The sequence below is a fragment of the Streptomyces sp. WM6378 genome (genome assembly GCF_001279695.1).
GTDB lineage: Bacteria > Actinomycetota > Actinomycetes > Streptomycetales > Streptomycetaceae > Streptomyces.
The window spans coordinates 24,635-50,618 of sequence record NZ_LGDD01000311.1 but is presented as its reverse complement, the minus strand read 5'-3'; the positions used below and the strand labels follow the sequence as shown (position 1 = coordinate 50,618).

Sequence of the window (25,984 nt, the reverse complement as noted above, 5' to 3'; positions counted from 1 at the left end):
TGGGCACGACGGACGGGTGGTGTGAGGGGGGACGGAGAAGGGAACGGTTGGCTGACGCGGGGTCAGACGGCCATCCCGTACACGATGGTGAAGAGCGTGCCCAGTGAGCCGATGATGAAGACTCCGGTCAGGCCGGCCACGATCAGGCCCTTGCCCTGTTCGGCGCTGAAGGTGTCGCGCAGCGCCGTCGCCCCGATCCTCTGTTTGGCCGCGCCCCAGACCGCGATGCCGAGGCAGAGGAGGATGGCGACCGCCATCACCACCTCCACCATGATGCGGGCCTCGTTGCCGAGCGTCCCGAACGGCCCCCAGTTGGGGGCGATTCCGCCGATGATGGTGGTGATGTCGCCTTTTCCGGCTGCCAGGTACATGTAACTCACCGCCCCTGTCGGGTAGTTCGAAGCCCCTGCCCCACGGCATGGGTCAGGTTCTATCTTCGCTGATGAAACCGCCGGAGTAGGACGCCTTGGCGCCTCTCTTTGCGCGACCCTGCACGGCAATGCCGGTCGCACCGCCCTGACCTGCGGTGAACCGGGTGTATGCGAAAACGCGTATGGTCACTCTGTGTATCACGCGGCGTGACTCCGGGCAATTGTTGTCGTTGTTGCACCCTTGGGCCGGTTGTCTTGTCGGCGTGCGTCAGGCGTGCGTCAGGCGTGCGTCAGCGGGCGTCGGCGCAGGTGCGCGGGCGACGGGCCGGTTCATAGAAACTTCTCAGAAAAGCTTCATGGTCGTTCTCAGCCGGGTCCGAGAGGGTCACAGTGTTCGCAGTCCGCAAGCAGGCCCGCCGACCACCAGGAGACGCACCGTATGAAGCGCACTGGCATCTCCGGGATGAAGTTCGCGACCACCACGCGCGGAAGGTTCGGCGCGCTGTCGGCCGTGGCGGTGCTCCTGGTCATACCGATGTACGGGGACCATGACGCCGGGGCCAAGAACCTGACCTCGACAGCGCCGGCCACGGCGGCCAACGCCCGTGTGGGCGCCCTGTTCAACGGGGACCTCGACGGGGGCCACTACTGCACCGCGTCGGTCGTGCACAGCTCGGGCCGTGATCTCATCGTCACCGCCGCGCACTGCCTGCCCGCGGACCAATCGGAGGGCGGCAAGGCGGTGTTCGTGCCGGCCTATCGGGACGGCTCGGCGCCGTACGGGACTTGGCCGGTGCAGTCGGTGTACGCCGACGACAGCTGGAACGAGGACGGCGACCAGGACAGCGACGTCGCCTTCGCGGTGCTCGGGCCCGGCTCCGACGGCGGCAAGAAGGTCGAGGACGCGGTGGGCGCCGCCCCGCTGTTCGCCGGCCGCGCGACCGGCGAGGCCGTGACCATCACCGGATACCCGGGCGACACCGAGGTCCCGCAGGTCTGCACGAACACGTCCGTCGCGTACGGCGACACCCAGCAGCGCATCGACTGCCCCGCCTTCCCCGGCGGCACCAGCGGCAGCCCGTGGGTCGTCGAGGGCGGGGCGATCGCGGGGGTGATCGGCGGGTACGAGTTCGGCGGGGACGACCCCGACGTCTCGTACAGCATCGTCTTCGGGCAGCACACCAAGTCGCTGTACAAGCTCGCGGAGGCGGCCGGCGACCCCAAGCCCGCGGCGCCGGCCTCGACGGCCATCGACCCCCAACCGGCCGCTGCCAGCGAGCCGTTGACGGCACCTCAGGCAGCGAACCAGCCCATCACGTGCGCCTGCATACTTCCCTGATCCACGGACCGCGCCGGCTTCGCCTGTTCGGGATTCCGCGCGAAATGGGCGGTGAACGTGCCACTCATGGGGGAGGGTTGGGGGGTGCGCAAAGTCTGGGTGGTCGGTGGGATCGGGTTCGGGGTGTGCCTGAGCTTCCTTGCGCTGCTCGTCGTGGGCACGTACTCGGCGGCCGCGGGGCTTGCTTCGAGCGGGGCCGGGGCGGTCGGGCTGGCCAAAGGGGCTGTTCCGGCCATGTATTCGCCGCTCGTGCAGAAGTGGGGCAATCTCTGCCCCGCCCTCAACCCCGCGATGCTCGCCGCCCAGCTCTACCAGGAGAGCGGCTGGGACCCCAACGCCAAGAGCCCGGCCAATGCCCTGGGGATCGCGCAGTTCATCCCCGGCACCTGGGCCACGCACGGCATCGACGCGAACGGGGACGGGAAGGCCGACATCTGGGACCCGGCCGACGCCATCCCCTCGGCAGCCTCGTACGACTGTGAACTGTCCAAAGACGTCAAGAGCGTGCCGGGCGATCAGAGCAGCAACATGCTCGCCGCCTACAACGCCGGCGCGTACGCCGTCATCAAGTACGGGGGCGTTCCGCCGTACAGCGAAACCCAGGGCTACGTGAAGACGATCCGCTCCCTTGAGAAGAGCTTCGCCGCCCCCGTCGGCCGGGTGCAGCCCTCGCAGCAGGCGGCCGGGGCCATTTACTACGCGCAGCAGAAGCTCGGGACGCCCTACCTCTGGGGCGGGGAGGGGACGCCCGAACAAGGGGGGCGGTTCGACTGCTCGGGGCTCACGCAGGCCGCGTACGAGAGCGTCGGGATCACGCTGCCGCGCGTCGCCAACGACCAGTACAACGCCGGCCCGCACCCCGCCCGGAACGAACTGCTCCCCGGGGACCTGGTGTTCTTCTCGACCGACCTCAGCAATTCGCGGGCCATCCACCACGTCGGGCTGTACGTGGGCGGCGGGTACATGATCAACGCCCCTTACACCGGCGCCGTCATCCGCTTCGACAAGATCGACGCGCCCGACTACTTCGGCGCGACCCGGGTCACCAAGGACGGTGCGGCCGCCCTGCCCAGCTTCAAACCGGGGGCTTGAACAAGCTCCCCCGATGGCTGGAACTCTCCGTGAAGCCAAGGCCCTGAGCTGCGACGATGAGTCACTCTTCGATAACGTCGGCGTGATCATTCAGTGGAGAGTGGAACGTGATGGGCGCTGAGGGCGTTCCCTGGACAGTGACTGATGTACGTACTGACCACGGGGGTTGGTAGCAGGACGGAACAAGGCAAGGGGCCGCAGCATGGCTGGACTCGCATTCGACGGCGCGAATCCCGATGTCAGCCTGCTCTACGACATCAACGGACTCGCCAAGGACGCCCCGTCCTGGCTCGATCGCGCGATGGCGTTCGTCGGGGAGTACGGGATCCTGCTCGGCCTCGTGCTCGTCGTGCTGTGGTGCTGGTGGAGCGTGCGGCGCGGGGAGGACCGGCAGTCGGCGGTCGCGTCCGTGGCCGGGATCGTGTGGGCGCCGCTGGCCGCCGGGATCGCCGTCCTGGTCAACATCCCCATTCGTGGCTTCGTGGAACGGCCGAGGCCCTTCCTCGACCACAAGGGCCTCGAAGTCCTCGCCGACGGCAAGACCGACTTCTCGTTCGTCTCCGACCACGCCACCCTCGCCATGGCGCTCGCGGCCGGGCTCTTCGTCGCCAACCGGAAGTTCGGCCTCGTCGCGCTCGGTCTCGCCCTGCTCGAAGGGTTCTGCCGGGTCTACATGGGCGTGCACTACCCGACCGACGTCGTGGGCGGCTTCGCGCTCGGCACCGCCGTCGCGCTGCTGCTCGCCCCGCTCGCCCAGCTGCTGCTCACCCCGGTCGTCGCGGCCGTCGCCCGCTCGCCGCGGCTCGGCCGCCTTGTGCACTCGCGCAAAGCGCTGACGGTGGTTCCGGCGGCGGCCGGCGGCACGGTCGAGTACCCCGGCTCCGAGGAGCGCGACCTCGCCGCTTGACCTGACGCTCCATCAGAGCGCTTGGGGGAAGTCGAACAGCCTGGTCGGGTCGTACTGCTTCTTCAGCTGGGCCAGGCGAGGCGCGGCCGAGCCGTAGTAGGCGGTACGCCAGTCGGCGAGCGCCGGGTCCGGATAGTTCTGGTAGGCCGCGCCCGACGCGTACGGGCGCATCGCGCCGTGGGTGCGGGTCAGCCAGGACTGCTGGGTGGCGCCCGGAGTGCCCGCCTGCCATGAGGCGATGTACTGGGCGAGCACCCGCGAGGTGCGGTGTACGAAGGCGGTGGCGTCCGGGGCGATCCGGTTGACGGCGCCGCCGAGCGCGGTGAGCACGATGGTGCCGCCGCCCCCGCCGTCCGCGGCCGCGATGCGGGTGAACTCCTCGGATCCGGTGAGGAGTTGATGTACTCCCGCCGGTGGGAGCGCCTTGGTGTAGAAGTCGGACTTCGCGGCGTACGTCTCGCGCTGGAGCACACCCTGGGGGTTGCGGCCCGGGGTCTTGCCGGGCATATGGCACTGGGCCTGGCTGAACGTGGAGCAGCCCGCGTACAGCAGCATCGCGTCCTGGAAGCCGGTGCGGTGCAGGGACACCGAGGCGGCGGGGGCGCCCGCGCGGTCGGCGAGGCGGTCGAGCGCGTTCTGGAAGTCGCCGTACGAACCGATCGAGAACGCGGCGATGTTGATGGTCGGGTTGCCGCCGCCGGCCGCGCTCGCCAGGTGCGCGGCGGACCAGATCTCGTCCGCCTGGGCCGGGCCCCACTCCTGCCAGGCCTCGATCAGGCCCTGCGCCTGCCGCCAGGGCCAGGTGAGGAAGGCGGTCACACCCTGCGGGGACGGGTGCGTACGGAAGGTGAATCCGGTGACCACCCCGAAGTTGCCGTTGCCCGCGCCGCGCAGGGCCCAGAACAGATCCGGGTTCTGCTTCGCGCTCGCCGTCAGTTTTCGGCCATCGGCGGTGACGAGGCTGACGGAGGTCAGGTTGTCGCAGGTCAGCCCGTACGCGCGGGCCGTGACGCCGTGGCCGCCGCCGAGGGTGAGGCCCGAGACGGCGACGGTGGGGCACGAGCCGCCGGGGATCGCGCGGCCGCTCTCGGCGAGGTCGGTGTAGACGTCGATCAGCCGCGCGCCCGCGCCGATGGTGCCGTCGGCCGCCACGCCGCTCAGCCGCGACACGTCGATGACGAGGCGGCCCGTGCCCGATGACCACCCGGCGTAGTCGTGGCCCCCGCTGCGGACGGAGATCGGGGTGCGGTGGGCTCGGGCGTAGGCGAGGCATTCCTGTACGTCCGCCTCGTGGGCGACGTAGGCGACCGCGTCGGGCTTCTGGTCGTCGTAGCGGGTGTTGTAGAGCTGGCGGGCCGTCGCGTAATCGGCGTCGTCGGGGCGGACGAGCTTGCCCTGCAGGGAGTGGGCGAGGGCGTTCCAGTCCGCGGGCGCGGATGCCGATGCGGATGCGGAGGGGGTGGTGCTGGGTGGGGGCGGTTTGTGCGTGCCGGTGCCGGTGGTGCAGGCTGCTGCGGTGAGGGCGGTCGGGGTGGCCGCGGCGGCGGTCAGGAGGGTGCGGCGGCGCATTCGGGGCTCCCGGGGGCGTGTGGGGCACTGCGCTTGCTCATTCCCCACCCCGCCCCTTCCCTAGACCCTCCGGGGGTGAATCGTTCTGGCTGCGGCCCGGTGGGGGTTCCCTGGGGCTCCGCCCCAGACCCCGGTCGCGCCTGAAGGGCGCTCGTCCTCAAACTCCCCCAAGGCCTTCAGGGCCAGGGGGACCCCCATGACGGGCTGAAGGTGGGCACATGTCCGTGATCCCCTGACGGGCTGAAGACACCGGTGCTGGCCAGAACCCGCGCTGCTAGGGGCGCGGGGATCTGTGCGACCAGCCACTGACGGCCCGCAGTGGAACGACCGCACAACCGCGGGAGGCAGGTGGGGTGGAGGCAGCGCCTCCGGAGCTGGTCAGGCGCCGGACGGGACGGAGAGGGGCGGGCTGTGGGTCTGGGCGTCCGTCCGGGCTCTGTCGCGGCTTCGGCGGGCCGGGCCCGTCCAGCCGCAGGAGCAGCGGGCGATCGCGAAGCTGCCGCGTTCCGTGATGGTGGTCTGGTGGGGCACCTCACCACCGTACTGCGGGCGTGACGGGGGCCGTACCGGAGTCGTTAGGAGTACGGGCTAGGCCAGTGGGCGTTGGGGGTTTGGCGACGATGGTGGTGCAACGGCACGGAGCCGGGCGAGCGGGTGCGATCGCGGTCGCCGCGCTGGTGGGCGGGGTGATCGCGAGCGCCGCCGGGTGCGGCGCGAGCAGCACGGAAGTCGCGAGCGGGGGCACCGCCGACCCGGCGGCGCTGGTGCGCGGCGCCGCCGACCGCCTTGTGGCGGCGGGGAGTTCGAAGGCCACCACCTCCATGGAGATGGCCACCGGCGGCACCCGGGTCGCGATCCGAGGCCAGGGAACGTACGACTTCCGGCACAGGACCGGGCAGTTGACGGTGGTGCTGCCCAACGACGCCGCGGGGGAGGTCGACCACCAGCCGATTACCGAGCTCCTCGCGCCCGGCGCGCTCTACATGAAGAACCGGGGGGCCGGGGTGCCCGCGAACAAGTGGGTGCGGGTCGACACCGCCGCGCTCGCCGACGGCAACCTCGTCACGGGCGGCGTCACCGACCCGTACACGGCCGCCGAGCTGCTGCGCGGCGCGCAGGGCGTGACGTACGTCGGTGAAGAGGAACTGGCCGGGGTGAAGGTGCGGCACTACCGGGGGAGCGCCGTACTGCCCGCGAGCGTGGCGAAAGGGTTCTCCAAGGGGGCGGTGCCGTTCGACGCGTACCTCGACGAGGCGGGGCGGCTGTGCAAGGTGCGCCAGCAGTTCAGTTACGTCAACCGGGGCCGGCCCGTCGCGGTCGCCTCGACGACGCTGCTGTACGCGTTCGGGGCGGCCGTGAGCGTACGGCTGCCGGACGCGCGGGACATCTTCGACGGGAAGATCCAGCCGTAATCAGCCAGAAATGGCCCCCTCAGGTGGGCCTGTGATGGCGGAAATGGTCCGTCCGTGCCATGCGCGGTCCGTGTCCCTCTCCCTACGCTAGGAAGCCGACGATGGCGAGAAGAGCGGGAAGAGGTCGAGGAAGAGGTGATGTGCGTGGCTTCGCTTCGCGGTGCGACCGTCCAGGACCACGTGGCCCTCGTCGAGATCGAGCTGTGCGGTGAACTGATGATCGCGGCGTCCGCCGCGGAGGGGGACCGGCTCAGCCCGGACCTCATCGACGAGGTGCTGAACGTGGGGCAGCCCGGACCGGCCGGGCAGCCGCCGGAACGTAACTCTCGGGGTTAGGTCCTACCGGTCCCTGCTGGGGGCGCCGGTCCCTACGGGGGCAGAGGGCGCGGCCGGTCCGGGCCCGCCGCGCCCCGTTCGTACGGGTGCCTGCTTGCGTCACGTACGGCCGCGTCCTCGCGTCACGTGCGCATCATGCGGGCGATGGCCTTGGTGGCTTCCTCGACCTTGGCGTCGATCTCGTCGCCGCCCTTCACCGCCGCGTCCGCCACGCAGTGCCGCAGGTGCTCCTCCAGGAGCTGGAGGGCGAAGGACTGCAGGGCCTTGGTGGACGCGGAGACCTGGGTGAGTATGTCGATGCAGTAGACGTCCTCGTCGACCATCCGCTGCAGACCGCGGATCTGGCCCTCGATCCGGCGCAGCCGCTTGAGGTGCTCGTCCTTCTGCTTGTGGTAGCCGTGCACGCCGTGGTCGTGATCGGTCACAGGGGTCTCGACCGGGGGGCCGGCTGCCTCGGTGGTCGTCATCGCGTCCTCCCGTTGTCTGCCATGTGCCTGGTGGCCTGCCGTGTGCGGCAAGGGGTTCGATACCCCTCATGGGTATATGGTAACGAATTTCCGGATCCCCGGCGGGGGCCCGTGCTGATCACTGTGCCTGATGGGCGACACTGAAGAACGCCGGTTAGCCGTGGCCGGATGATGCGCCTAGCATCAGCCTGACCGAATCCCAAGCACTCCGAGGACCCCACGTGCGCTTTCGTCTGACCCCCAGGGAGACGAGCTTCTACGACATGTTCTCCGCATCCGCGGACAACATCGTCACGGGCTCGAAGCTCCTCATGGAACTGCTCGGAGCGGACTCCGCGTCCCGGGCCGAGATCGCGGAGCGCATGCGGGCAGCGGAGCACGCGGGGGACGATGCCACCCACGCGATCTTCCACCAGCTGAACTCCTCCTTCATCACGCCGTTCGACCGCGAGGACATCTACAACCTCGCCTCGTGCCTCGACGACATCATGGACTTCATGGAGGAGGCCGTCGACCTGGTCGTCCTCTACAACGTGGAGGAACTGCCCAAGGGCGTCGAGCAGCAGATCGAGGTGCTCAACCGGGCGGCCGTGCTGACCGCCGAGGCGATGCCGAACCTGCGGACGATGTCCAATCTGACCGAGTACTGGATCGAGGTCAACCGTCTGGAGAACCAGGCCGACCAGATCCACCGCAAGCTGCTCGCCCACCTCTTCAACGGCAAGTACGACGCCATCGAGGTGCTGAAGCTCAAGCAGATCGTGGACGTACTCGAAGAGGCGGCGGACGCGTTCGAGCACGTGGCGAACACGGTGGAGACCATCGCCGTCAAGGAGTCCTGACCTCCGTGGACACCTTTGCGTTGATCGTGACCATCGGGGTCGCGCTCGGATTCACGTATACGAACGGCTTTCACGACTCGGCGAACGCCATCGCCACGTCGGTGTCCACGCGGGCACTGACGCCGCGGGCCGCGCTCGCCATGGCTGCCGTCATGAACCTCGCCGGTGCCTTCCTCGGCAGCGGCGTCGCCAAGACCGTGAGCGAGGGGCTCATCTCCACGCCCGAGGGCAACAAGGGGATGGGGATCCTGTTCGCGGCGCTGGTCGGCGCGATCATCTGGAACCTGGTCACCTGGTACTTCGGGCTGCCCTCGTCCTCCTCGCACGCGCTGTTCGGCGGCATGGTCGGGGCGGCGCTCGCGGGCGGCATCACGGTGTACTGGTCCGGGGTGCTCGACAAGATCGTCATCCCGATGTTCGTCTCGCCGGTGGTCGGTCTGATCGTCGGCTACCTCGTGATGTGCGCGATCCTGTGGATGTTCCGCAAGGCCAATCCGCACAAGGCCAAGCGCGGGTTCCGCATCGCGCAGACCGTCTCGGCGGCCGGCATGGCGCTCGGCCACGGCCTCCAGGACGCGCAGAAGACCATGGGCATCGTGGTGATGGCGCTGACCATCGCCAACGTTCAGTCCGCGGGTGACGAGATCCCGATCTGGGTCAAGATCGCGTGCGCGGCGATGCTGTCGCTCGGTACGTACGCGGGTGGCTGGCGGATCATGCGGACGCTGGGGCGGAAGATCATCGAGCTCGATCCGCCGCAGGGGTTCGCCGCGGAGGCGACGGGTGCCTCGATCATGTTCGGGTCCTCCTTCCTGTTCCAGGCGCCCATCTCCACGACGCACGTGATCACCTCGGCGATTATGGGTGTGGGGGCGACGAAGCGGGTCAACGCGGTGCGGTGGGGGGTCGCGAAGAACATCATCCTGGGGTGGTTCATCACGATGCCGGCCGCGGCGGGGGTCGCTGCGCTGAGCTATCTGGTGGTGCGGCTCTTCTTCGGGTAGGCCCCGGTGGGGCGGGGCGGGCTCCTTGGGGCTGCGCCCCAGACCCCGGGGCGTTTGCCCACCCGCCCGCCCGTTGCTCGGGGTTGAATGGCTCGGGCCTCCTGGGGCTCCGCCCCAGACCCCCGCGGGGACTTCGTCCCCTGCCCTCCTCTCGGGGGCTCCGCCCCCGGATCCCCCGCTCGGTTTTCGGCCCCGGGTCGTGTGTGGCTGGTCGCGCAGTTCCCCGCGCCCCTAGCAGGGTTGATGCTGGCCCGCATCGAGCATTTCAGCCTGTCATCGGGGTCCCCCTGAGGCCTTGGGGGAGTTTGAGGACGAGCGCCCTTCAGGCGCGAGCGGGGTCTGGGGCGGAGCCCCAGGAAACCCGGCTTCAGCCCTTTCCCACCCCCCCGGCGGGTTTCGGAGAGGGGTGGGGTGGGGCGTCTCCGGGGTCTGGGGCGGAGCCCCAGGGGGCTGCGCGGGGGCACACGTAAATGGGCCCGCCCCGGGTGTACCGGGGCGGGCCCTTCGTCTTGCGGTGGCACCGCCATGCAGCACCGCAGACGTTCTGGGGCGGGCCTAGCCGAAGCGGCCCGAGATGTAGTCCTCCGTGGCCTGCACGGACGGGTTGGAGAAGATCCGCTCCGTCTCGTCGATCTCGATCAGCTTGCCCGGCTGACCGACCGCCGCGAGGTTGAAGAACGCCGTACGGTCCGAGACCCGCGCCGCCTGCTGCATGTTGTGCGTCACGATCACGATCGTGAAGCGCTCCTTCAGCTCCCCGATCAGGTCCTCGATGGCGAGGGTGGAGATCGGGTCGAGGGCCGAGCAGGGCTCGTCCATCAGGAGGACGTCCGGCTCCACCGCGATCGCCCGCGCGATGCACAGGCGCTGCTGCTGGCCGCCGGAGAGCCCCGAACCGGGCTTGTTCAGGCGGTCCTTGACCTCGTTCCAGAGGTTCGCGCCCTTGAGGGACTTCTCGACGACGTCCGACAGCTCGCTCTTCTTGAACTTGCCGTTCAGGCGCAGCCCCGCCGCCACGTTGTCGAAGATCGACATCGTCGGGAACGGGTTCGGGCGCTGGAACACCATGCCGACCGTGCGGCGCACCGCCACCGGGTCGACCCCGGAGCCGTACAGGTTCTCGTCGTCAAGGAGGACCTTGCCCTCGACGCGGCCGCCGGGGGTCACCTCGTGCATGCGGTTCAGGGTGCGCAGGAACGTGGACTTGCCGCAGCCGGACGGGCCGATGAACGCCGTCACCGAGCGCGGCTCGACCGTCATCGAGATGTCGTCGATCGCCTTGTGGGCGCCGTAGTAGGCGGAGAGGCCCGATACGTCGATTCGCTTGGCCATAACAATCACTGCTTCTTTCGAGCGTGCGAAAAGGGTCGCTGAGGTGGCCGCCGTCAGCGACCGGTCTTCGGGGCCTTCCAGCGGGCGATGCCGCGGGCCACCAGGTTGAGGATCATGACGAAGGCGATCAGGACCAGGGCGGCCGCCCACGCGCGGTCGTACGACGCGTCGCTGCCGACCCGGTACTGCTCCCAGATGTAGAAGGGGAGCGAGGACTGAGCACCCTCGAAGGGGTTCGTGTTGATCAGCTGGTTGCCGAAGACGAGCAGCATGATCGGAGCGGTCTCGCCGGCGATGCGGGCGACCGCGAGCATGAAGCCCGTGGTGATGCCGCCGATCGCGGTCGGGATGACCACCTTCAGGATGGTGCGCCACTTCGGCACGCCGAGGGCGAGCGAGGCCTCGCGCAGCTCGTTCGGGACGAGCTTGAGCATCTCCTCGGTGGAGCGGACCACGACCGGCATCATCAGGATCGAGAGTGCGAGCGAGCCCATGAAGCCCGAGGGCTGCAGGTCGAACATCAGCATCAGGGTCAGGATGAACAGGCCCGCGACGATGGACGGGATGCCCGTCATGACGTCGACGAAGAAGGTGACGGCCTTGGCGAGCGCGCCCTTGCCGTACTCCACCAGGTAGACCGCGGTCAGCAGGCCGAGCGGCGCGGAGATCAGGGTGGCGATGCCGATCTGCTCCAGGGTGCCGATCAGCGCGTGGTAGATGCCGCCGCCCTGCTCGAAGGCGGGGACGCCGGCCATCGAGTGGGTCAGGAAGTATCCGTTGAGGACCTTGGTGCCGCGGCTGATCGTCGTCCACAGGAGGGAGAACAGCGGGATCACGGCGAGGACGAAGCAGACCCAGACCAGGGAGGTCGCCACCCGGTCCTTGGCCTGCCGCTTGTTCTCGACGGCCGTGGTGACCACGTACGAGATGAGGATGAAGAGCAGGGCCGCGATCAGGCCCCACTGGACCTTGCTTTGCAGGTCGAAGGCGAGGCCGATGCCCACGGCGAGCGCGATCGCGACGACCGCGAAGCCGGCGCCGGCCCAGCGGGGCAGGGAGCGGTGGCTGAGGCTGCCCTTGCCGGGGGCCGGGGTGGCCGGGGCTTCCTGAACGGCTACGTGGCTCATGCGGGGCTCCCTTCGGGGGCTCGTCCTGCGGGGTGGAGGTCTCGGCGGGGCCGGCCCCGGTGGGCTGCGGCCGGGGGGCCGGGGGTTGTCCCCCGGGAAGACACCGGGCTCATGCGTTGGCCCCCGAGTACTCCTTGCGGCGGGCGATGATCATGCGGGCGCCGCCGTTGACCAGCAGGGTGAGGACGAAGAGGACCAGGCCGGAGGCGATCAGGGCGTCGCGGCCGAGCTGGTTGGCCTCGTCGAACTTCGCGGCGATGTTCTGCGCGAAGGTGCCGCCGCCGGGGTCGAGGACGTGCAGCGACAGGACGTAGCTCGGGGAGAGGACCGTGGCGACGGCCATCGTCTCGCCGAGCGCGCGGCCCAGGCCCAGCATCGAGGCGGAGATCACGCCCGAGCGGCCGAACGGCAGCACCGAGAGGCGGATGACTTCCCAGCGGGTCGCGCCGAGGGCCAGGGCGGCCTCCTCGTTCATGCGCGGGACCTGGAGGAAGACCTCGCGGCTGACGCTGGTCACGATCGGCAGGATCATGATCGCGAGCAGGATGCCGACGGTGAAGATGGAGCGGGCGACGCCGACCTGGGTCTTCTCGAAGACGACGGTCCAGCCCAGGTACGTGTCGAGCCAGTCGTTGAGGCCGCCGAGGTAGGGCACCAGGAACAGGGCGCCCCAGATGCCGTAGACGATCGACGGCACGGCGGCGAGCAGATCGACGACGTACGCGAGGGGGGCGGCCAGCTTGCGCGGCGCGTAGTGCGAGATGAACAGGGCGATGCCGACGGCGACCGGGACCGCGATGGCCATCGCGATGACGGAGCTGACGACGGTGCCGAAGAGCAGGACCGCGATGCCGAACGCCGGCGGGCTGCCGGCCGGGTTCCAGTCGAAGGTGGTCAGGAAGTTGCCCTGGTCCTTCGAGATCGCGATGCCGGCCCGGATGCTCAGGAAGATGGCGATGGCCGCCATGACGACGAGCAGGAAGATGCCCGAGCCCCGGGAGAGCCCGAGGAAGATCTTGTCGCCCGCGCGGCCGGTGGACTGCTTGCGGCGTGCTGCCGGGGCGGGAGCGGGTGGCGGAGGGGTGTCCGTTGCTATGGAAGAAGCCATGGTCTTTCCGGTCTGTGGGCGGGGACCGACGGGGTCCCCTGGCGGCGGTGCACCGGATGGTGTGCGGCGGGGGCCGGATCGGGGCCCCGCCCCACGCGAGCCGCCGGGTCTTCGGCCCGGCGGCTCAACTGTCCTGCTACGAGAGGGAGTTGATGGTCTCGATGACCTTGGCGTTGATCTCGGACGGGATCGGCGCGTAGCTGGCGTCGGTGAGCAGCTTCTGCCCGTCGGCGCCGGCCGCGTAGGAGAGGAAGGACTTGACCGCGGGGAGGGTGGCGGCCTTGTTGCCCTTGTCGCAGGCGACCTCGTACGTCACGAGGACGATCGGGTAGGCGTTGTCGGCCTTGGTCGCGTAGTCCAGCTTCAGCGCCAGGTCCTTGCCGGTGCCGGCGATCTTCGCGGCGGCGATGGCGGTGGAGGCGTTCGCGGAGCTGGCCTTGACCGGGGCGGAGGCGCCGGTGTTGATGTCGACGGTCTTGATCGACTGGGAGGAGGCGTAGGAGAGCTCGAAGTAGCCGATGGCGCCGTTGGTCTGCTTGACCTGGGCGGCGACGCCGGCGGAGCCGGAGGCGGCCTGGCCACCGGGGGCGGCCCACTTCTTGGCGGGCGCGTACGTCCAGTCGGCCTTCGCGGTGGCGCTGAGGTACTTGGTGAGGTTCTCGGTGGTGCCGGAGTCCTCGGAGCGGTGGAAGGCCTGGATCGCCAGGTCCGGGAGCTTGGCGCCCGGGTTCAGCTTGGCGATGGCCTCGTCGTTCCACTTGGTGATCTTGCCGCTGAAGATCTTGGCGAGGGACGAGGCGTCCAGGACGAGGCTGTCGACGCCCTCGACGTGGAAGCCGATCGCGATCGGGCCGCCGACCATCGGGAGGTTGATGCCCTGGCCGCCGGTGCAGACCTTCTTGGAGTCCTCGACCTGCTGGGCGTTGAGCGGCGAGTCGGAGCCGGCGAAGGCGACCGTGCCCTGGGTGAAGGCGACGATGCCCTCACCGGAGGAGGAGGACTTGTAGTTGATCTGCGCGTCCTTGCAGGCCGCCATGTAGTTCTTGACCCAGAGGTCCATGGCGTTCTTCTGCGCGGAGGAGCCGGAGGCCAGGAGCTGGCCCTTGGCTCCGTCACACTTCACGTTCGACGCAGCGCCGGAGGCCGTGCCACCCGTACCGCCCGTGGTCCCGCCGCCGCTGTTGTTGTCGCTGCCGCACGCCGTGAGGGCCAGGGCGCTGGACACGGCGATGACGCCGAGGGCGGTGGCGCGGAGCCGGTTCTTGCGCTGAAGCTTCACTTTCGGGTGTTCCTTCCGGGAGCCGCCGGTTTCCGTTCGTTTTACGGCGGCGTGCGTGGTGGTGCGGTGAGGGCGGGACGCCGTGCACCGTGTAAGGCCGAAATTAGGCAGAACAGGTGAAGCGGTCGGCGGGGGAGAGTTAACGGAAGGTGAACCGTGGCGGGCAGTGCGGTGCCGGCCGTTACCGGTTCGTGTTCAGTTGGCGTCCGGAACCGATTCTGCGCCCGGGGCGTACCCCCTGTCAGTCCCACGGAAGTGTCAGGAAATGTCAGGCTGAATGCAGCGCGTCGAGCAGCGCCAGGACCAGCTGGCGGTCGCGGGGCTGGGTGAGGCGGTGGTGGGCGGCCGCCGGGGGCAGCCAGAGCAGCCGGTCGACCTCGGAGTTCGCGGTGAACCGGCCCTCGCCCGCCTCGGCGGCCCAGTACTCGACCCGCTTGGGCCGGCCCTGGCCGTCCGTGTAGTGGACGGTGGGCAGCGCCGCGCCGGGCGTGCACTGGTACCCCGTCTCCTCAAGGACCTCGCGCAGCGCCCCCGCGAGCGCCGCCTCGCCCCGCTTCAGCTTGCCCTTGGGGTGCGACCAGTCGTCGTACTTCGGGCGGTGGACGAGGCAGACCTCTATCCCCTCGTCCCCCCACGGGGAGCGGCGCCACAGCACGCACCCCGCGGCGAGGACGGTTCCGTCGGGTGCGGTGCTCATGGTGCGGCCGTGGTCGCCGTGGGTGCTGAAGTCGAGGGTGCGGTTGTCACCGTCACAGGCTGCCAGATCCGCTGGAAGGCGAAGCGGGCCGCCTCCACGTCGTGCCGCTGGTCGGCGTGGAGCACGCCGAGTGCGTACGCGGTGGTCGGCGCGATCCGGGGCGTGCGGGCCGCTGCGGATGCCGCCGCCGCTGCCTCGGCGGCGTCCCGGTGCCGGTCGAGGGCCCGCCCCGCGGCAAGGAGCCGCTCGGCGGGATCCGGCTCTCCGAGCCCGTGGTGCAGCACTTCCTGGGCGTACCGGTGCAGCCGGAGCAGCAGCCGCACCTGGTGCCAGGGGCTGTCCTGGGACTCGCTCTCCTGGACCAGGGCCTCCGCGTTGTACGGATGGGCGGCGCGGGCCAGCGGCAGCGCGGACACCGCCCGGTCAAGGCGGTCCTCGGCGTCCAGGGCCGCGGGCGCGAGCACCTCGCAGGCGTGGGCTGCGGCCGTCGACGCCAGCGGCACCTCGCTCGCGAGCAGCGCGACCGCGTCCGCCACGGCGTGGAAGCGGGACGAGCCGAGCGCCTGGAGCGCCGCCGAGTGGGCCCGGGTGCGGGCCAGGGTCAGCTGGCGGTCGAGCAGCGCGCCGGCGCGGGCGGCGCCCACCGTGAGGGTGCCCGCGTCACCGCGCGGCGGCGGCACCCCGGGACCGGACAGCCGGTGCAGGGCGTCCAGGAGCCGGGTGAGCCGGGCCGAGCAGGCGTGCTCGCCCGCCAACGTGCCCGACAGCCAGGCGAGTTCGGTCCGCAGCTGGTCGGCCCACGCCGGGTCGAGCAGCGGGCGGAAGGTGTGCAGGGTGCCGCTGATGCGGCGGGCGGCCGCGCGCAGGGCGCGGGCTGCCTCCTCGGTGGAGTGGTTGTCGGGCCCCGCCTCACGGTGGAGGCGCAGGCCCCGCAGGAATTCCCCCGCCTGCGCGTGGAGGTAGGGGGCGAGGATCTCGCCAGCCAGCTCCTGTCCGGCGATGTTCTCAGGGCGTTGCACGCCGGCGCCTCCGGGCGTCTATCAGCATCTCCTGTACGTTCCGCAGCGGCTGTCCCTCGGCATCGGTCGAGTGCCGGTTCCAGTTCCCGTCGGCGCCCAGGTGCCAGGACGACGTGGTGTCCGACATCCCGGTCTCCAGGAGCCGGCTCAGGGCCGCGCGGTGGGCCGGGTCGGCGACCCGGACCAGTGCCTCGATGCGTCGGTCGAGGTTGCGGTGCATCATGTCGGCGCTGCCGAACCAGACTTCGGGCTCGCCGCCGTTCCCGAAGGCGAAGACCCGCGAGTGCTCCAGGAAGCGGCCGAGGATCGAGCGGACCCGGATGTTCTCCGAGAGCCCGGTCACGCCCGGCCGTATCGCGCAGATGCCGCGCACCCAGATGTCGACGGGCACGCCGGCCTGGGAGGCCCGGTAGCAGGCGTCGATGACGGCCTCGTCGACCATCGAGTTGACCTTGATGCGGACATAGGCGGGCCGCCCGGCGTGCTGGTGGGCGATCTCCTTGTTGATCCGCGAAACCAGGCCGTCCCGAAGGGACTTGGGGGCTACGAGCAGGCGCCGGTAGGTCTCGCGGCGCGAATATCCGGACAGCCGGTTGAAGAGGTCCGAGAGGTCCGCGCCGACCTGCGGGTCGGCGGTGAGCAGCCCCAGGTCCTCGTACAGGCGGGCCGTCTTGGGGTGGTAGTTTCCGGTCCCGACGTGGCTGTAGCGGCGCAGCGTGTCGCCCTCCTGGCGCACCACGAGGGAGAGCTTGCAGTGCGTCTTGAGGCCGACGAGCCCGTACACGACGTGGCAGCCGGACTCCTCCAGCTTGCGGGCCCACTTGATGTTGGCCTGCTCGTCGAAGCGCGCCTTGATCTCGACGAGGACCAGCACCTGCTTGCCCGACTCGGCCGCGTCTATCAAGGCGTCCACGATCGGCGAGTCGCCCGAAGTCCGGTACAGGGTCTGCTTGATGGCGAGCACGTCCGGGTCGGAGGCGGCCTGCTCCAGGAAGGCCTGCACCGAGGTGGAGAACGAGTCGTAGGGGTGGTGCAGGAGCACGTCGCGTTCGCGCAGGGCGGCGAAGATGTCGGGCGCCGAGGCGGATTCGACCTCGGCGAGGTCGCGGTGGGTGCCCGCCACGAACTTGGGGAACTTCAGCTCCGGCCGGTCGAGCGCGGAGATCCCGAACAGGCCGGTCAGGTCGAGCGGGCCCGGCAGCGGGTAGACCTCGGCGTCCGAGATCTTCAACTCCCGTACCAGCAGGTCGAGTACGTACGGGTCGATGGACTCCTCGACCTCCAGGCGCACCGGCGGCCCGAAGCGGCGCCGCATGAGCTCCTTCTCCAGGGCCTGGAGCAGGTTCTCGGCGTCGTCCTCCTCGACTTCGAGGTCCTCGTTGCGCGTCACCCGGAACATGTGGTGCGCGAGCACCTCCATGCCGGGGAACAGCTCCTCCAGGTGCGCCGCGATGACGTCCTCAAGCGGTACGTAGCGCTGCGGCGAGGCCTCCAGGAAGCGGGAGAGCAGCGGCGGCACCTTCACACGCGCGAAGTGGCGGTGCCCGGAGACCGGGTTGCGCACCACCACGGCGAGGTTGAGCGAGAGCCCCGAGATGTACGGGAAGGGGTGCGCGGGGTCGACGGCCAGCGGGGTGAGGACCGGGAAGATCTGCTGGCGGAACAGGGTGAAGAGGCGGGCCTGCTCCTTCTCGGTGAGCTCCGGCCAGCGGATCAGGTGGATGCCCTCGTCGGCCAGTGCCGGGGCCACGTCCTGCTGGTAGCAGGCGGCGTGCCGGGCCATGAGCTCGCGCGAGCGGGTCCAGATCAGGTCGAGGACCTCGCGCGGCTGGAGACCGGAGGCGGAGCGGGTGGCGACGCCGGTGGCGATGCGGCGCTTGAGTCCGGCCACCCGGACCATGAAGAACTCGTCCAGGTTCGAGGCGAAGATCGCCAGGAAGTTCGCCCGTTCGAGGAGCGGGGTCGCCGGGTCCTCGGCGAGCTCCAGGACGCGCTCGTTGAACGCGAGCCAGCTGCGTTCGCGGTCCAGGAAGCGGCCCGAGGGGAGTTCGTCTCCCTCGCTCTCGTCCTCGTAGGCGTCCAGGTCCGCGTCGATGTCCGGCTCCAGGTCGGAGACGGCGGCCGCAAGCGTGTGCGGCCGGTGCGCGGCTATGGAGCCGACGGACGGCTGGGCGGGCTGGAGCGGGACCTCGGCGCTGGGCTGCTGGCTCATGTCCCCATTGTTCCGCGCGCCGGGGCTGTCCAGCGCGTCGGAGAGGGCGGGAGTGAGTGCCCGGGGGGATCTCGTGGGAGGAACTGTTCCGTTCCGGGTGGCGGGCGCCGGCGGCTTCATTACGCGAGCGTCGCAAGCGTGTCTGAATGGCTGGTTACGAGGACATGACGTGCGGGCAAGCTGACCCCGGCCCGCAGACGTCGCCGCGGGGCTCGCCGCCCGGCCCCCAGGATGCGGCGGCGGCCCGGCGGCGGCAAGAGGGCGGGCTCAGGACTCCGCGCGGTACATCAGGTCCACCTCGTGCGTGGTGAAGCCGAGGCGCTCGTACACGGTGACGGCCGCGGTGTTGTCGGCGTCGACGTACAGCATCGCGGTCGGCAGGCCCTCGGCCGCCAGGTGGCGCAGACCCGTCGCCGTCAGCGCCTTGCCGAGGCCGCCGCCCTGGGCGTCCGGCCGGATCCCGACGACGTACACCTCGCCGAGCTGCTCCTCGGCGTGCACCTTGGTCCAGTGGAAGCCGACGAGCTCGCCGGCGCGCTCCGCGAGGAAGAAGCCCTTGGGGTCGAACCACGGCTCGGCCTTGCGGTCGTCGAGGTCGCGCTGGGTGAGGGAGCCCTGCTCGGGGTGGTGCGCGAAGGCCGCCGCGTTCACCGCGAGCCAGGCCGCGTCGTCCTCGCCCGGCGTGAAGGTGCGCACGGTGACGCCCGCGGGCCAGACCGGCTCCGCGATGTCGAGGGGGCTCAACGGGCGCCGCAGCTGGCGCAGTTCGCGGAACAGGGTCAGGCCCAGGACCTGCGCGAGGTGGCGGGCCGCCGAGTGGCCGCCGTGCGCCCACACCCGCAGCCGCTTGCCGGTCGCGCCGAGCAGCGCGCTGCCCAGCGCCCGGCCGTGCCCGTGGCCGCGGTACGCGGGGTGCACGACGAGCTCGGCGGCGGGCGCCTCGACCGGGTCGGTGTCCTCCAGCTGGGCGTACCCGGCGAGCACGTCGCCCACGGTCAGCAGAAAATGCCGCACGCCCTCGCGCCGGCCCCCGCGCAACTGGAGCCGCCCCTGCTCGGAAACGGCCTGCTGCCCGTCGGCGCGGGCGGCGTCGGCGATGAGGTCGAGGACGGCCTGCGCCTGCGGGTGACTGAGCTCGTCGAGCGTCTGGATCTCGCGGGAGGAGGGGGTGGGGACGGCTGCGTCTGTCATGTCTACGAGGGTACGGCGGGGAGCCTCCCGGACGGGGCCGGGTGCGGGGACCTGGCGCCGGCCGGGTCGCGGCCTTGGCTACGGGGTCTCCGGCGGCGGTGTCGGCGCGCCCGGCAGGGTGATCGTGGCCAGGGTGCCGCCGGCCGGGGCAGCGGCCAGAGTGACTTCGCCGCCCGCGTGTTGCACCGTACGGGCCACGATGGACAGGCCCAGGCCGGACCCGGGCAGGGCCCGCGCCGACGGAGAGCGCCAGAAGCGTTCGAAGACGTGCGGGAGATCCTCGGCGGGGATGCCGGGACCCTGGTCGCGGACGGTCAGGACACCCCGGTCAAGGGCGACCGTGATCGTCCCGCGCGGCGGGCTGAACTTCACCGCGTTGTCGAGCACGTTCACCACCGCCCGCTGCAACGCCGCCGGCTCGGCCCGTACGTACCAGGGCGCCAGCTGGGCCGTGATCGTCAGCTCGGGGCCGCGCAGCCGCGCCCGGTCCAGCGCGATCCGGGTGATGTCGTGCAGGCCGACGACCTCCAGCGGGCCCTCCCGGACCGCGTCCGGACGCGACAGCTCCTGCAAGTCCCCGATGAGCAAGGCGAGTTCGGACATCTGCGCCGTCACCGACGCCATCAGCGCCTTTCGGTCGGCGGGCGGGATGGCCCGTCCCGTCTCCTCGCTCCGGGCGAGCAGTTCGATGTTCGTACGCAGCGAGGTGAGCGGCGTGCGCAGCTCGTGCCCGGCGTCCGCGATGAGCTGCGCCTGCCGGTCCCGGGACGAGGCGAGCGCGGCGGTCATCGCGTTGAACGAGCGGGACAGGCGCGCGATCTCGTCCTCGCCCTCGACCGGGATGCGGACCGTCAGATCCTCGGTCCGCGCCACGTGCTCGACCGCCCCGGTCAGCTTGTCCACGGGCTTCAGCCCGGTCCGCGCGACCCAGAGGCCCGCGGCTCCGGCCGCGATCACGCCGATTCCGGCGAGGCCGGTCAGCAGCAGGGCCAGCCGGTTGAGGGCGGAGTCGACCTCGGTGAGCGGGCGGGACAGCGAGACGGTGACCCACCTGCCGTCGAACTCCTGGAACTGGGTGTGGACCCGTACGTCCATGCCGCCTTCGGTGGTACTGCTGTGCAGCGTCTCGGCCTTGAGGCTGCGGGCGCGGGCCACCGCGATGTCCTGGGGCCTGACCCGTACGGGCGGGGAATCCGGGGCCACGCAGCGGGTGCCGTCCGGAAGGACCACCTGGATGTAGGCGAAGGGCTTCTGCCCAGGGGGCAGGCTGCCCTGCGAGTTGCAGGTCTGGAGCGCGGTCAGCACCAGGCTGGCGGGCGCGCTGGTGTTGCGCAGCGTGGTGTCGAGCTCGGCGCGCAACTGGGCCCGGGTCAGCAGCCAGCAGGTGACCGCGACCGCCGCCACCGCCACCGCCACCGCCGTGGCGACCAGCATCGCGAGCCGGGAGCGCAGCGGCATCGCGCGGTAGCGGCGAAGCAGACGGTTCACTCCGCGCCGCCCGGCCGGAGCGCGTACCCCACGCCCCGCACCGTGTGCACGAGGCGCGGCTCGCCGCCCGCCTCCGTCTTGCGGCGCAGGTACATGACGTACACGTCGAGGGAGTTGGACGACGGCTCGAAGTCGAAGCCCCAGACCGCCTTGAGGATCTGCTCGCGGGTCAGCACCTGGCGGGGGTGGGCGAGGAACATCTCCAGGAGGGTGAACTCGGTGCGGGTCAGCTCCACCACCCGGTTGCCGCGGGTGACCTCGCGGGTCGACAGGTCCATCCTCAGGTCCGCGAAGGTGAGGACGTTCCCGGCGTCCTGCCCGGCCGCCCCCGCGTCGACCGCGTACGAGCTGCGGCGGAGCAACGCCCGGATGCGGGCGAAGAGTTCGTCGAGTTCGAAGGGCTTGACCAGGTAGTCGTCGGCGCCCGCGTCGAGCCCGGTGACGCGGTCGCCGACCGTGTCGCGCGCGGTCAGCATGAGGATGGGCGTGGTGGAGCCGGCCGCGCGAAGCCGGCGGGCCGCGGTGAGCCCGTCCATCCTCGGCATCTGGATGTCGAGGACGATCAGCTCGGGCCGGTACGCCTCCGCCTTCGCGAGGGCGTCGAGGCCGTCGACGGCGACCTCGGTGCCGTATCCCTCGAAGGCGAGACTGCGCTGCAGCGCCTCGCGGACGGCGGGCTCGTCGTCGACGATCAGGATGCGCTGCGGGTCGTCCTCGGCGGGGCTCATGAGCGGGTTCCTTCTTCTGCGTCTTGCGGCTCGGTGACATCAGCCTCGCATGCGGACGGCGGGGCGCGGGGCGGCTCGCTGCCCCGCGCGGATCAGTAGCTGCCGCCGAAGCCGCCGGAGCTGCCGCTGCCCTGGTTGTTGGTGCCGCCGGTGTCGGCGCCGCCGCTGCCGCCGCCGCGCAGGCTGGCGAGGTCGGACTTGACGGTGTTGATCGGGATGGCGAAGCCGAGCCCGACACTGCCGGCCGACGAACCCCCCTGGCTGCTCGAACTCGGCGAGTACATCGCGGAGTTGATGCCGATGATGTTGCCGTTCATGTCGATGAGCGCGCCGCCGGAGTTGCCCGGGTTGAGCGAGGCGTCGGTCTGGAGCGCCTTGTACGTGGTCTTCGAGGAGCCGGTGTCGCCGTTGAACTGCTGCCCGCCGAACTCGAACGGCCAGCCGCCGTTGCCGCGCCCCTGACCCTGGCCCTGTCCTTGACCCTGGCCCTGGTTGCCCTGCTCCTTGGCGACGGTGACGTCGCGGTCGAGGGCGGAGATGATGCCGGAGGTGACGGTGCCGGTGAGGCCCTCGGGGGAGCCGATGGCGACGACCTGGTCGCCGACCGCGATCTTGCTGGAGTCGCCGAGGCTCGCGGGCTTGAGGCCGCTCGCTCCGTCCAGCTTGATCAGCGCGAGGTCCTTGTCGGGGTCGGTGCCGACGACCTTCGCGGTGTAGCTCTTGCCGTTGCTGAGCTTCACCTTGATCGAGGTCGAGCCCGAGATGACGTGGTTGTTGGTGATGATCTCGCCGTTGGCGGTGACGATCACGCCCGCGCCGGTCGACTCGCCCGAGCCGGACGTCGCGTTGATCTCGACGATGCTCGGCATGACGGCCTTGGCGACGCCGGAGACCGTGCCGTTGGTGCTGTTGGAGGCGTTGGTGCCGCTGACCCCGGAGCTGACGGTGGAGCTGTCGTTGCCGACGTAGTGCTCGACGAGGCTCGCGGTGCCGCCGCCTATGGCCGCCGCGATGATGGCCACGGCCGCGAGGAGCCCGACCGAACGCTTGGCGCGGCGCGGCTTGGGGGCGCCCGCCTCGCCACCGGCGAGGTACGCGGTCCCGCCGTCGTTGCCGCCGCCGTGGAACCCGGCGAGGCCGGGCTCGGGGTGGGCGGCCGCGCTGCCCGGCCACACCGTGGTGCCGGGGCCGGTGGTCACCGGGGTGGCCGGCTGGTACGGGGGCGGCGGGGGATAGGCGGCCGCGTAGGCCTCGGCCTCTCGCCGGGCGTCGTCCTTGGCTCGCTGCCAGGACTCATCAGAGTGGTTCGGCTGCTGCTCGGGGTACTCGCCGCTGTGGCGGGGGCTCTCGGTCATGTCTATGACCTTCGGGCGCGTTCATGAGAGCAGTCTGAGGACCGCGTAAGAAGCCCGGCAGAACCGTGTTTGCCCGAAATAAAGGCGCCCCGGCGCCCAGCAGTTGGCGGGTTACCCGCAGCCGCAGGAGCGGCGTACGACGAGCCGCGAGGGGAACTGCTTGAGGCGCTCCCGGCGCGAGCCCGCCACCCGCAGCCCGTCGTCCAGGACCAGGTCGACGGCGGCCCGCGCCATCGCGGGCCGGTCGGAGGCGATCGTGGTCAGCGGCGGATCGGTCAGGGCCGCTTCCTTGACGTCGTCGAAGCCCGCCACGGCGAGCTCGCCCGGCACGTCGATGCGCAGCTCGCGGGCGGCCCGCAGCACGCCGATCGCCTGGTCGTCGGTCGCGCAGAAGATGGCCGGCGGCCGCTGGGGCCCGGCGAGGATCTCCAGGGCCACCTTGTAGGCGTCGTACCGGTTGTACGGGGCCTGGAAGAGGCGGCCTTCGAGGGAGCGGCCGGACTCCAGCATGGCCCGGCGCCAGCCCTCGACGTGGTCGGCCACCGGGTCGCCGACGGCCGGGGTCGACTCGATCCCGCCGAGGCAGGCGACGTACTCATGACCGTGTTCGAGCAGGTGGCGGGTGGCGAGCTGGGCGCCGCCGATGTCGTCCGTGACGACCGCGACGTCGTCGATCGCCTCGGGCCGCTCGTGCAGCAGCACCACGCGGGCGTCCCAGGCGTCGATCTCGGCGGCGGCCCGCTCGCTGGGGCCCTGGCTGACCAGGATGAGGCCCGCGACCCGCATGCCGAGGAAGGCCCGCAGGTAGTGCACCTCGCGGTCGTCGATGTAGTCGGAGTTGCCGACCAGGACCATTTTTCCGCGCTCGGAGGCGGCCTGCTCGACGGCGTGCGCCATCTCCGCGAAGAACGGCTGGCGCGCGTCCGGGACGATCATTCCTATGAGGTCGGTACGCCGCGACGCCATCGCCTGGGCGACCCGGTCCGGCCGGTACCCCAGCTCCTTGATCGCGGCGAGGACACGCTCGCGCGTGGCCGGGGCGACCGGCCGGGGTCCGTTGTTGATGACGTAACTGACGACGGCGGTCGAAGTACCCGCAAGTCGTGCCACGTCGTCCCGCGTCACCTTGGCCACGCGCGGCAGTCTACGCGGGGTGACCCGCCTCTGGGCAGGCCGTATCGCAGGTCGTACCCCATGCGTGATCTGCCGTTCGGGTTACCCCGCCGAGGAACGCGATCTACCGCTTCTGGGAACGGGCCGCGGCTTCCTTGGTCGCGCCGGTGGCCGCGTCCACGACCGCCTTCGCCTTGGCGTCCTCGGAGGTGCGCTCGGGCTTCTCGGGCGTCACGAAGCGGTAGCCGACATTGCGGACGGTGCCGATCAGCGACTCGTGCTCGGGACCGAGCTTGGCCCGCAGCCGCCGTACGTGGACGTCGACCGTGCGGGTGCCGCCGAAGTAGTCGTAGCCCCAGACCTCCTGGAGCAGCTGGGCGCGCGTGAACACCCGGCCCGGGTGCTGGGCCAGGTACTTGAGCAGCTCGAACTCCTTGAAGGTGAGGTCCAGGACCCGCCCCTTCAGCTTCGCGCTGTACGTCGCCTCGTCCACCGAGAGGTCGCCGTTGCGGATCTCCATGGGGGAGTCGTCCGAGGTGGCCTGCGCCCGGCCGGTGGCGAGCCGCAGCCGGGCCTCGACCTCGGCGGGACCGGCGGTGTCGAGCAGGACGTCGTCGATGCCCCAGTCGGCGGTGACGGCGGCCAGGCCGCCCTCGGTCACGACCAGGATCAGCGGACAGCCGGGACCTGTGGAGCGGAGGAGCTGGCACAGCGACCGCACGTGCGGCAGGTCGCGGCGGCCGTCGATCAGGATGACGTCGGCACCAGGGGTGTCGACGAGGGCCGGGCCCTCGGCGGGGGCCACCCGCACACTGTGCAGAAGCAGGCCGAGAGCGGGGAGCACCTCCGTCGACGGCTGAAGGGCATTGGTCAGGAGCAGCAGAGAGCTCATCGCGCTCCTCCTACCCGGATGGTCCGCTTCGTATCGTGCACGGTTCGCTCGCCCATAACGTCGGTTCCTCCTCGGTCCCTGCGGAGGGGATCCCCCCTGCTCCTCAGGAGCTCGGGGGCGTTGCGGCACTGCTTCGTACTTTTCAGGCCTACCCTCAGGCCCTTTGTGTGAGCGTTTGTTCACCCGTCCGTAACAACGACCGGGAAACACAAAAGGACCCGGGGGCTGCGTTGCCCGGATCCTCTGCCAAGGAGAATAGCCCACATGAATGCCGGGGCAGAGGGTCGATTTCACACTTCAGCTGTTTCCTCGATCACTCCCGGACCTCGGCGCGCAACCCTGCGTACGTCCGACGGTGTCCGGATCGAGGCGGTTTACGAGCCCTGGGTGAAGGGCGCCTGCGACACCGCGATCGTGGTCGCGCACGGGTTCACCGGATCGGCCGACCGGCCCGCCGTACGAAGGGCCGCGGGGGTGTTCGCGCAGTACGCGGCTGTGATCACTTTCTCGTTCCGCGGGCACGGAAGGTCCGGCGGCCGCTCGACCGTCGGCGACCGGGAGGTGCTCGACCTGGCGGCGGCCGTCGAGTGGGCGAGATCACTCGGGTACGAACGGGTGGTGACGGTCGGCTTCTCGATGGGCGGCTCCGTGGTGCTGCGGCACGCGGCGACGCACCAGGGGAGCGCGCGGGGGCGCACGGAAGCAGTGGCGGCGGTCAGCGCACCCGCCCGCTGGTACTACCGGGGCACGGCCCCGATGCGGCGGGTGCACTGGCTGATCACCCGGCCCGCCGGGCGGCTCGTGGGCCGCTTCGGCTTGGCGACTCGTATCCACTCACAGGACTGGGACCCGGTGCCGCTCTCGCCCGTCGAGGCCGTCCCGCTGATCGCGCCGACCCCGCTGCTCATCGTGCACGGCGACCGCGACCCGTACTTCCCGGTCGACCACCCGCGCATGCTGGCGGCCGCCGGACCTGCGCAGTTGTGGCTGGAGCAGGGCATGGGGCACGCCGAGAACGCGGCCGGCGAGGAGCTGCTCGGGCGGATCGCGAGCTGGCTGACCGCCGCGCGGCCCGCCGCGTAGCCCATCATGGAGGCGACGAAA

At 70.7% G+C, this 25,984-nt stretch carries 25 protein-coding genes; 8 read left to right on the top strand and 17 right to left on the bottom strand.

What is annotated here, in order from left to right:
- Nucleotides 1-62: 62 nt before the first annotated feature.
- Nucleotides 63-371, bottom strand: coding sequence for a hypothetical protein (locus tag ADK54_RS30770; RefSeq protein WP_053729027.1), 309 nt, complete (start codon nucleotides 369-371; stop codon nucleotides 63-65).
- Between the two features lie 439 nt (nucleotides 372-810).
- On the opposite strand from ADK54_RS30770, the gene ADK54_RS30765 reads away from it, so the two are divergent.
- From ADK54_RS30765 to ADK54_RS30755, 3 genes are all read left to right on the top strand, one after another.
- Complete coding sequence (locus ADK54_RS30765; RefSeq protein ID WP_063802083.1) at nucleotides 811-1,710, top strand: trypsin-like serine peptidase; 900 nt, start codon at nucleotides 811-813, stop codon at nucleotides 1,708-1,710.
- A gap of 84 nt (nucleotides 1,711-1,794) precedes the next feature.
- Nucleotides 1,795-2,802: a bifunctional lytic transglycosylase/C40 family peptidase gene (locus ADK54_RS30760; RefSeq protein ID WP_324610205.1), complete on the top strand. Its 1,008-nt coding sequence runs from the start codon at nucleotides 1,795-1,797 to the stop codon at nucleotides 2,800-2,802.
- A gap of 202 nt (nucleotides 2,803-3,004) precedes the next feature.
- Nucleotides 3,005-3,709, top strand: coding sequence for a phosphatase PAP2 family protein (locus tag ADK54_RS30755; RefSeq protein ID WP_053729026.1), 705 nt, complete (start codon nucleotides 3,005-3,007; stop codon nucleotides 3,707-3,709).
- 12 nt (nucleotides 3,710-3,721) lie between these two features.
- Here ADK54_RS30755 and ADK54_RS30750 read toward each other — a convergent pair whose 3' ends face one another.
- Both ADK54_RS30750 and ADK54_RS46900 read right to left on the bottom strand, forming a co-directional pair.
- Nucleotides 3,722-5,278, bottom strand: coding sequence for an FAD-binding oxidoreductase (locus ADK54_RS30750; RefSeq protein WP_053729025.1), 1,557 nt, complete (start codon nucleotides 5,276-5,278; stop codon nucleotides 3,722-3,724).
- Between the two features lie 378 nt (nucleotides 5,279-5,656).
- Nucleotides 5,657-5,809, bottom strand: coding sequence for a hypothetical protein (locus ADK54_RS46900; RefSeq protein ID WP_199827063.1), 153 nt, complete (start codon nucleotides 5,807-5,809; stop codon nucleotides 5,657-5,659).
- A gap of 89 nt (nucleotides 5,810-5,898) precedes the next feature.
- On the opposite strand from ADK54_RS46900, the gene ADK54_RS30745 reads away from it, so the two are divergent.
- Together ADK54_RS30745 and ADK54_RS30740 are read left to right on the top strand one after the other, a co-directional pair.
- On the top strand, nucleotides 5,899-6,690 hold the full coding sequence (locus ADK54_RS30745; protein WP_053729037.1) for a hypothetical protein: 792 nt from the start codon (nucleotides 5,899-5,901) through the stop codon (nucleotides 6,688-6,690).
- Between the two features lie 138 nt (nucleotides 6,691-6,828).
- Nucleotides 6,829-7,026 (top strand): hypothetical protein, encoded by a 198-nt coding sequence (locus tag ADK54_RS30740; RefSeq protein WP_053729024.1) that lies wholly within the window; start codon nucleotides 6,829-6,831, stop codon nucleotides 7,024-7,026.
- Between the two features lie 122 nt (nucleotides 7,027-7,148).
- Here ADK54_RS30740 and ADK54_RS30735 read toward each other — a convergent pair whose 3' ends face one another.
- The gene (locus ADK54_RS30735) at nucleotides 7,149-7,493 is read right to left on the bottom strand and encodes a metal-sensitive transcriptional regulator (RefSeq protein WP_053729023.1); all 345 of its coding nucleotides are present in this window, start codon (nucleotides 7,491-7,493) and stop codon (nucleotides 7,149-7,151) included.
- A 221-nt stretch (nucleotides 7,494-7,714) separates the two neighbouring features.
- Between ADK54_RS30735 and ADK54_RS30730 the strand changes: the two genes are divergently transcribed.
- A complete protein-coding gene (locus ADK54_RS30730) occupies nucleotides 7,715-8,335 on the top strand; it encodes a DUF47 domain-containing protein (RefSeq protein ID WP_053729022.1) in 621 nt (206 codons plus the stop codon).
- A gap of 5 nt (nucleotides 8,336-8,340) precedes the next feature.
- On the top strand, nucleotides 8,341-9,339 hold the full coding sequence (locus ADK54_RS30725; RefSeq protein ID WP_053729021.1) for an inorganic phosphate transporter: 999 nt from the start codon (nucleotides 8,341-8,343) through the stop codon (nucleotides 9,337-9,339).
- A gap of 555 nt (nucleotides 9,340-9,894) precedes the next feature.
- Here ADK54_RS30725 and pstB read toward each other — a convergent pair.
- The 13 genes from pstB to ADK54_RS30660 all read right to left on the bottom strand — a co-directional run bounded on the left by pstB (nucleotide 9,895) and on the right by ADK54_RS30660 (nucleotide 24,880).
- Nucleotides 9,895-10,671, bottom strand: a complete 777-nt coding sequence (gene pstB / locus ADK54_RS30720) for a phosphate ABC transporter ATP-binding protein PstB (protein ID WP_053729020.1) — start codon at nucleotides 10,669-10,671, stop codon at nucleotides 9,895-9,897.
- Nucleotides 10,672-10,724: 53 nt separating this feature from the next.
- On the bottom strand, nucleotides 10,725-11,798 hold the full coding sequence (gene pstA, locus ADK54_RS30715) for a phosphate ABC transporter permease PstA (RefSeq protein ID WP_053729019.1): 1,074 nt from the start codon (nucleotides 11,796-11,798) through the stop codon (nucleotides 10,725-10,727).
- 109 nt (nucleotides 11,799-11,907) lie between these two features.
- Nucleotides 11,908-12,906, bottom strand: a complete 999-nt coding sequence (gene pstC, locus ADK54_RS30710; protein WP_053729018.1) for a phosphate ABC transporter permease subunit PstC — start codon at nucleotides 12,904-12,906, stop codon at nucleotides 11,908-11,910.
- Nucleotides 12,907-13,042: 136 nt separating this feature from the next.
- The gene (gene pstS, locus ADK54_RS30705) at nucleotides 13,043-14,185 is read right to left on the bottom strand and encodes a phosphate ABC transporter substrate-binding protein PstS (RefSeq protein WP_053729017.1); all 1,143 of its coding nucleotides are present in this window, start codon (nucleotides 14,183-14,185) and stop codon (nucleotides 13,043-13,045) included.
- A gap of 268 nt (nucleotides 14,186-14,453) precedes the next feature.
- The gene (locus tag ADK54_RS30700; protein ID WP_053729016.1) at nucleotides 14,454-14,882 is read right to left on the bottom strand and encodes an NUDIX hydrolase; all 429 of its coding nucleotides are present in this window, start codon (nucleotides 14,880-14,882) and stop codon (nucleotides 14,454-14,456) included.
- The gene (locus ADK54_RS30695) at nucleotides 14,879-15,901 is read right to left on the bottom strand and encodes a CHAD domain-containing protein (RefSeq protein ID WP_234392268.1); all 1,023 of its coding nucleotides are present in this window, start codon (nucleotides 15,899-15,901) and stop codon (nucleotides 14,879-14,881) included. The genes ADK54_RS30700 and ADK54_RS30695 overlap by 4 nt, the downstream gene beginning before the upstream one ends.
- The gene (locus tag ADK54_RS30690; protein ID WP_053729015.1) at nucleotides 15,888-18,113 is read right to left on the bottom strand and encodes an RNA degradosome polyphosphate kinase; all 2,226 of its coding nucleotides are present in this window, start codon (nucleotides 18,111-18,113) and stop codon (nucleotides 15,888-15,890) included. The genes ADK54_RS30695 and ADK54_RS30690 overlap by 14 nt, the downstream gene beginning before the upstream one ends.
- Before the next feature lie 267 nt (nucleotides 18,114-18,380).
- Entirely contained in the window at nucleotides 18,381-19,304 is a 924-nt protein-coding gene (mshD, locus tag ADK54_RS30685) for a mycothiol synthase (protein ID WP_053729014.1), read from the bottom strand.
- Nucleotides 19,305-19,382: 78 nt separating this feature from the next.
- A complete protein-coding gene (locus tag ADK54_RS30680) occupies nucleotides 19,383-20,783 on the bottom strand; it encodes a sensor histidine kinase (protein WP_053729035.1) in 1,401 nt (466 codons plus the stop codon).
- A gap of 5 nt (nucleotides 20,784-20,788) precedes the next feature.
- Entirely contained in the window at nucleotides 20,789-21,520 is a 732-nt protein-coding gene (locus ADK54_RS30675; protein ID WP_053729013.1) for a response regulator transcription factor, read from the bottom strand.
- 92 nt (nucleotides 21,521-21,612) lie between these two features.
- Nucleotides 21,613-22,875, bottom strand: a complete 1,263-nt coding sequence (locus ADK54_RS30670) for a S1C family serine protease (RefSeq protein WP_078966759.1) — start codon at nucleotides 22,873-22,875, stop codon at nucleotides 21,613-21,615.
- 111 nt (nucleotides 22,876-22,986) lie between these two features.
- Complete coding sequence (locus ADK54_RS30665) at nucleotides 22,987-24,009, bottom strand: LacI family DNA-binding transcriptional regulator (RefSeq protein ID WP_053729012.1); 1,023 nt, start codon at nucleotides 24,007-24,009, stop codon at nucleotides 22,987-22,989.
- A 103-nt stretch (nucleotides 24,010-24,112) separates the two neighbouring features.
- The gene (locus ADK54_RS30660; protein WP_053729011.1) at nucleotides 24,113-24,880 is read right to left on the bottom strand and encodes a response regulator transcription factor; all 768 of its coding nucleotides are present in this window, start codon (nucleotides 24,878-24,880) and stop codon (nucleotides 24,113-24,115) included.
- 264 nt (nucleotides 24,881-25,144) lie between these two features.
- Here ADK54_RS30660 and ADK54_RS30655 point away from each other — a divergent pair, with 264 nt between their 5' ends.
- Nucleotides 25,145-25,963, top strand: a complete 819-nt coding sequence (locus tag ADK54_RS30655; protein WP_063802082.1) for an alpha/beta hydrolase — start codon at nucleotides 25,145-25,147, stop codon at nucleotides 25,961-25,963.
- Nucleotides 25,964-25,984: the final 21 nt, after the last annotated feature.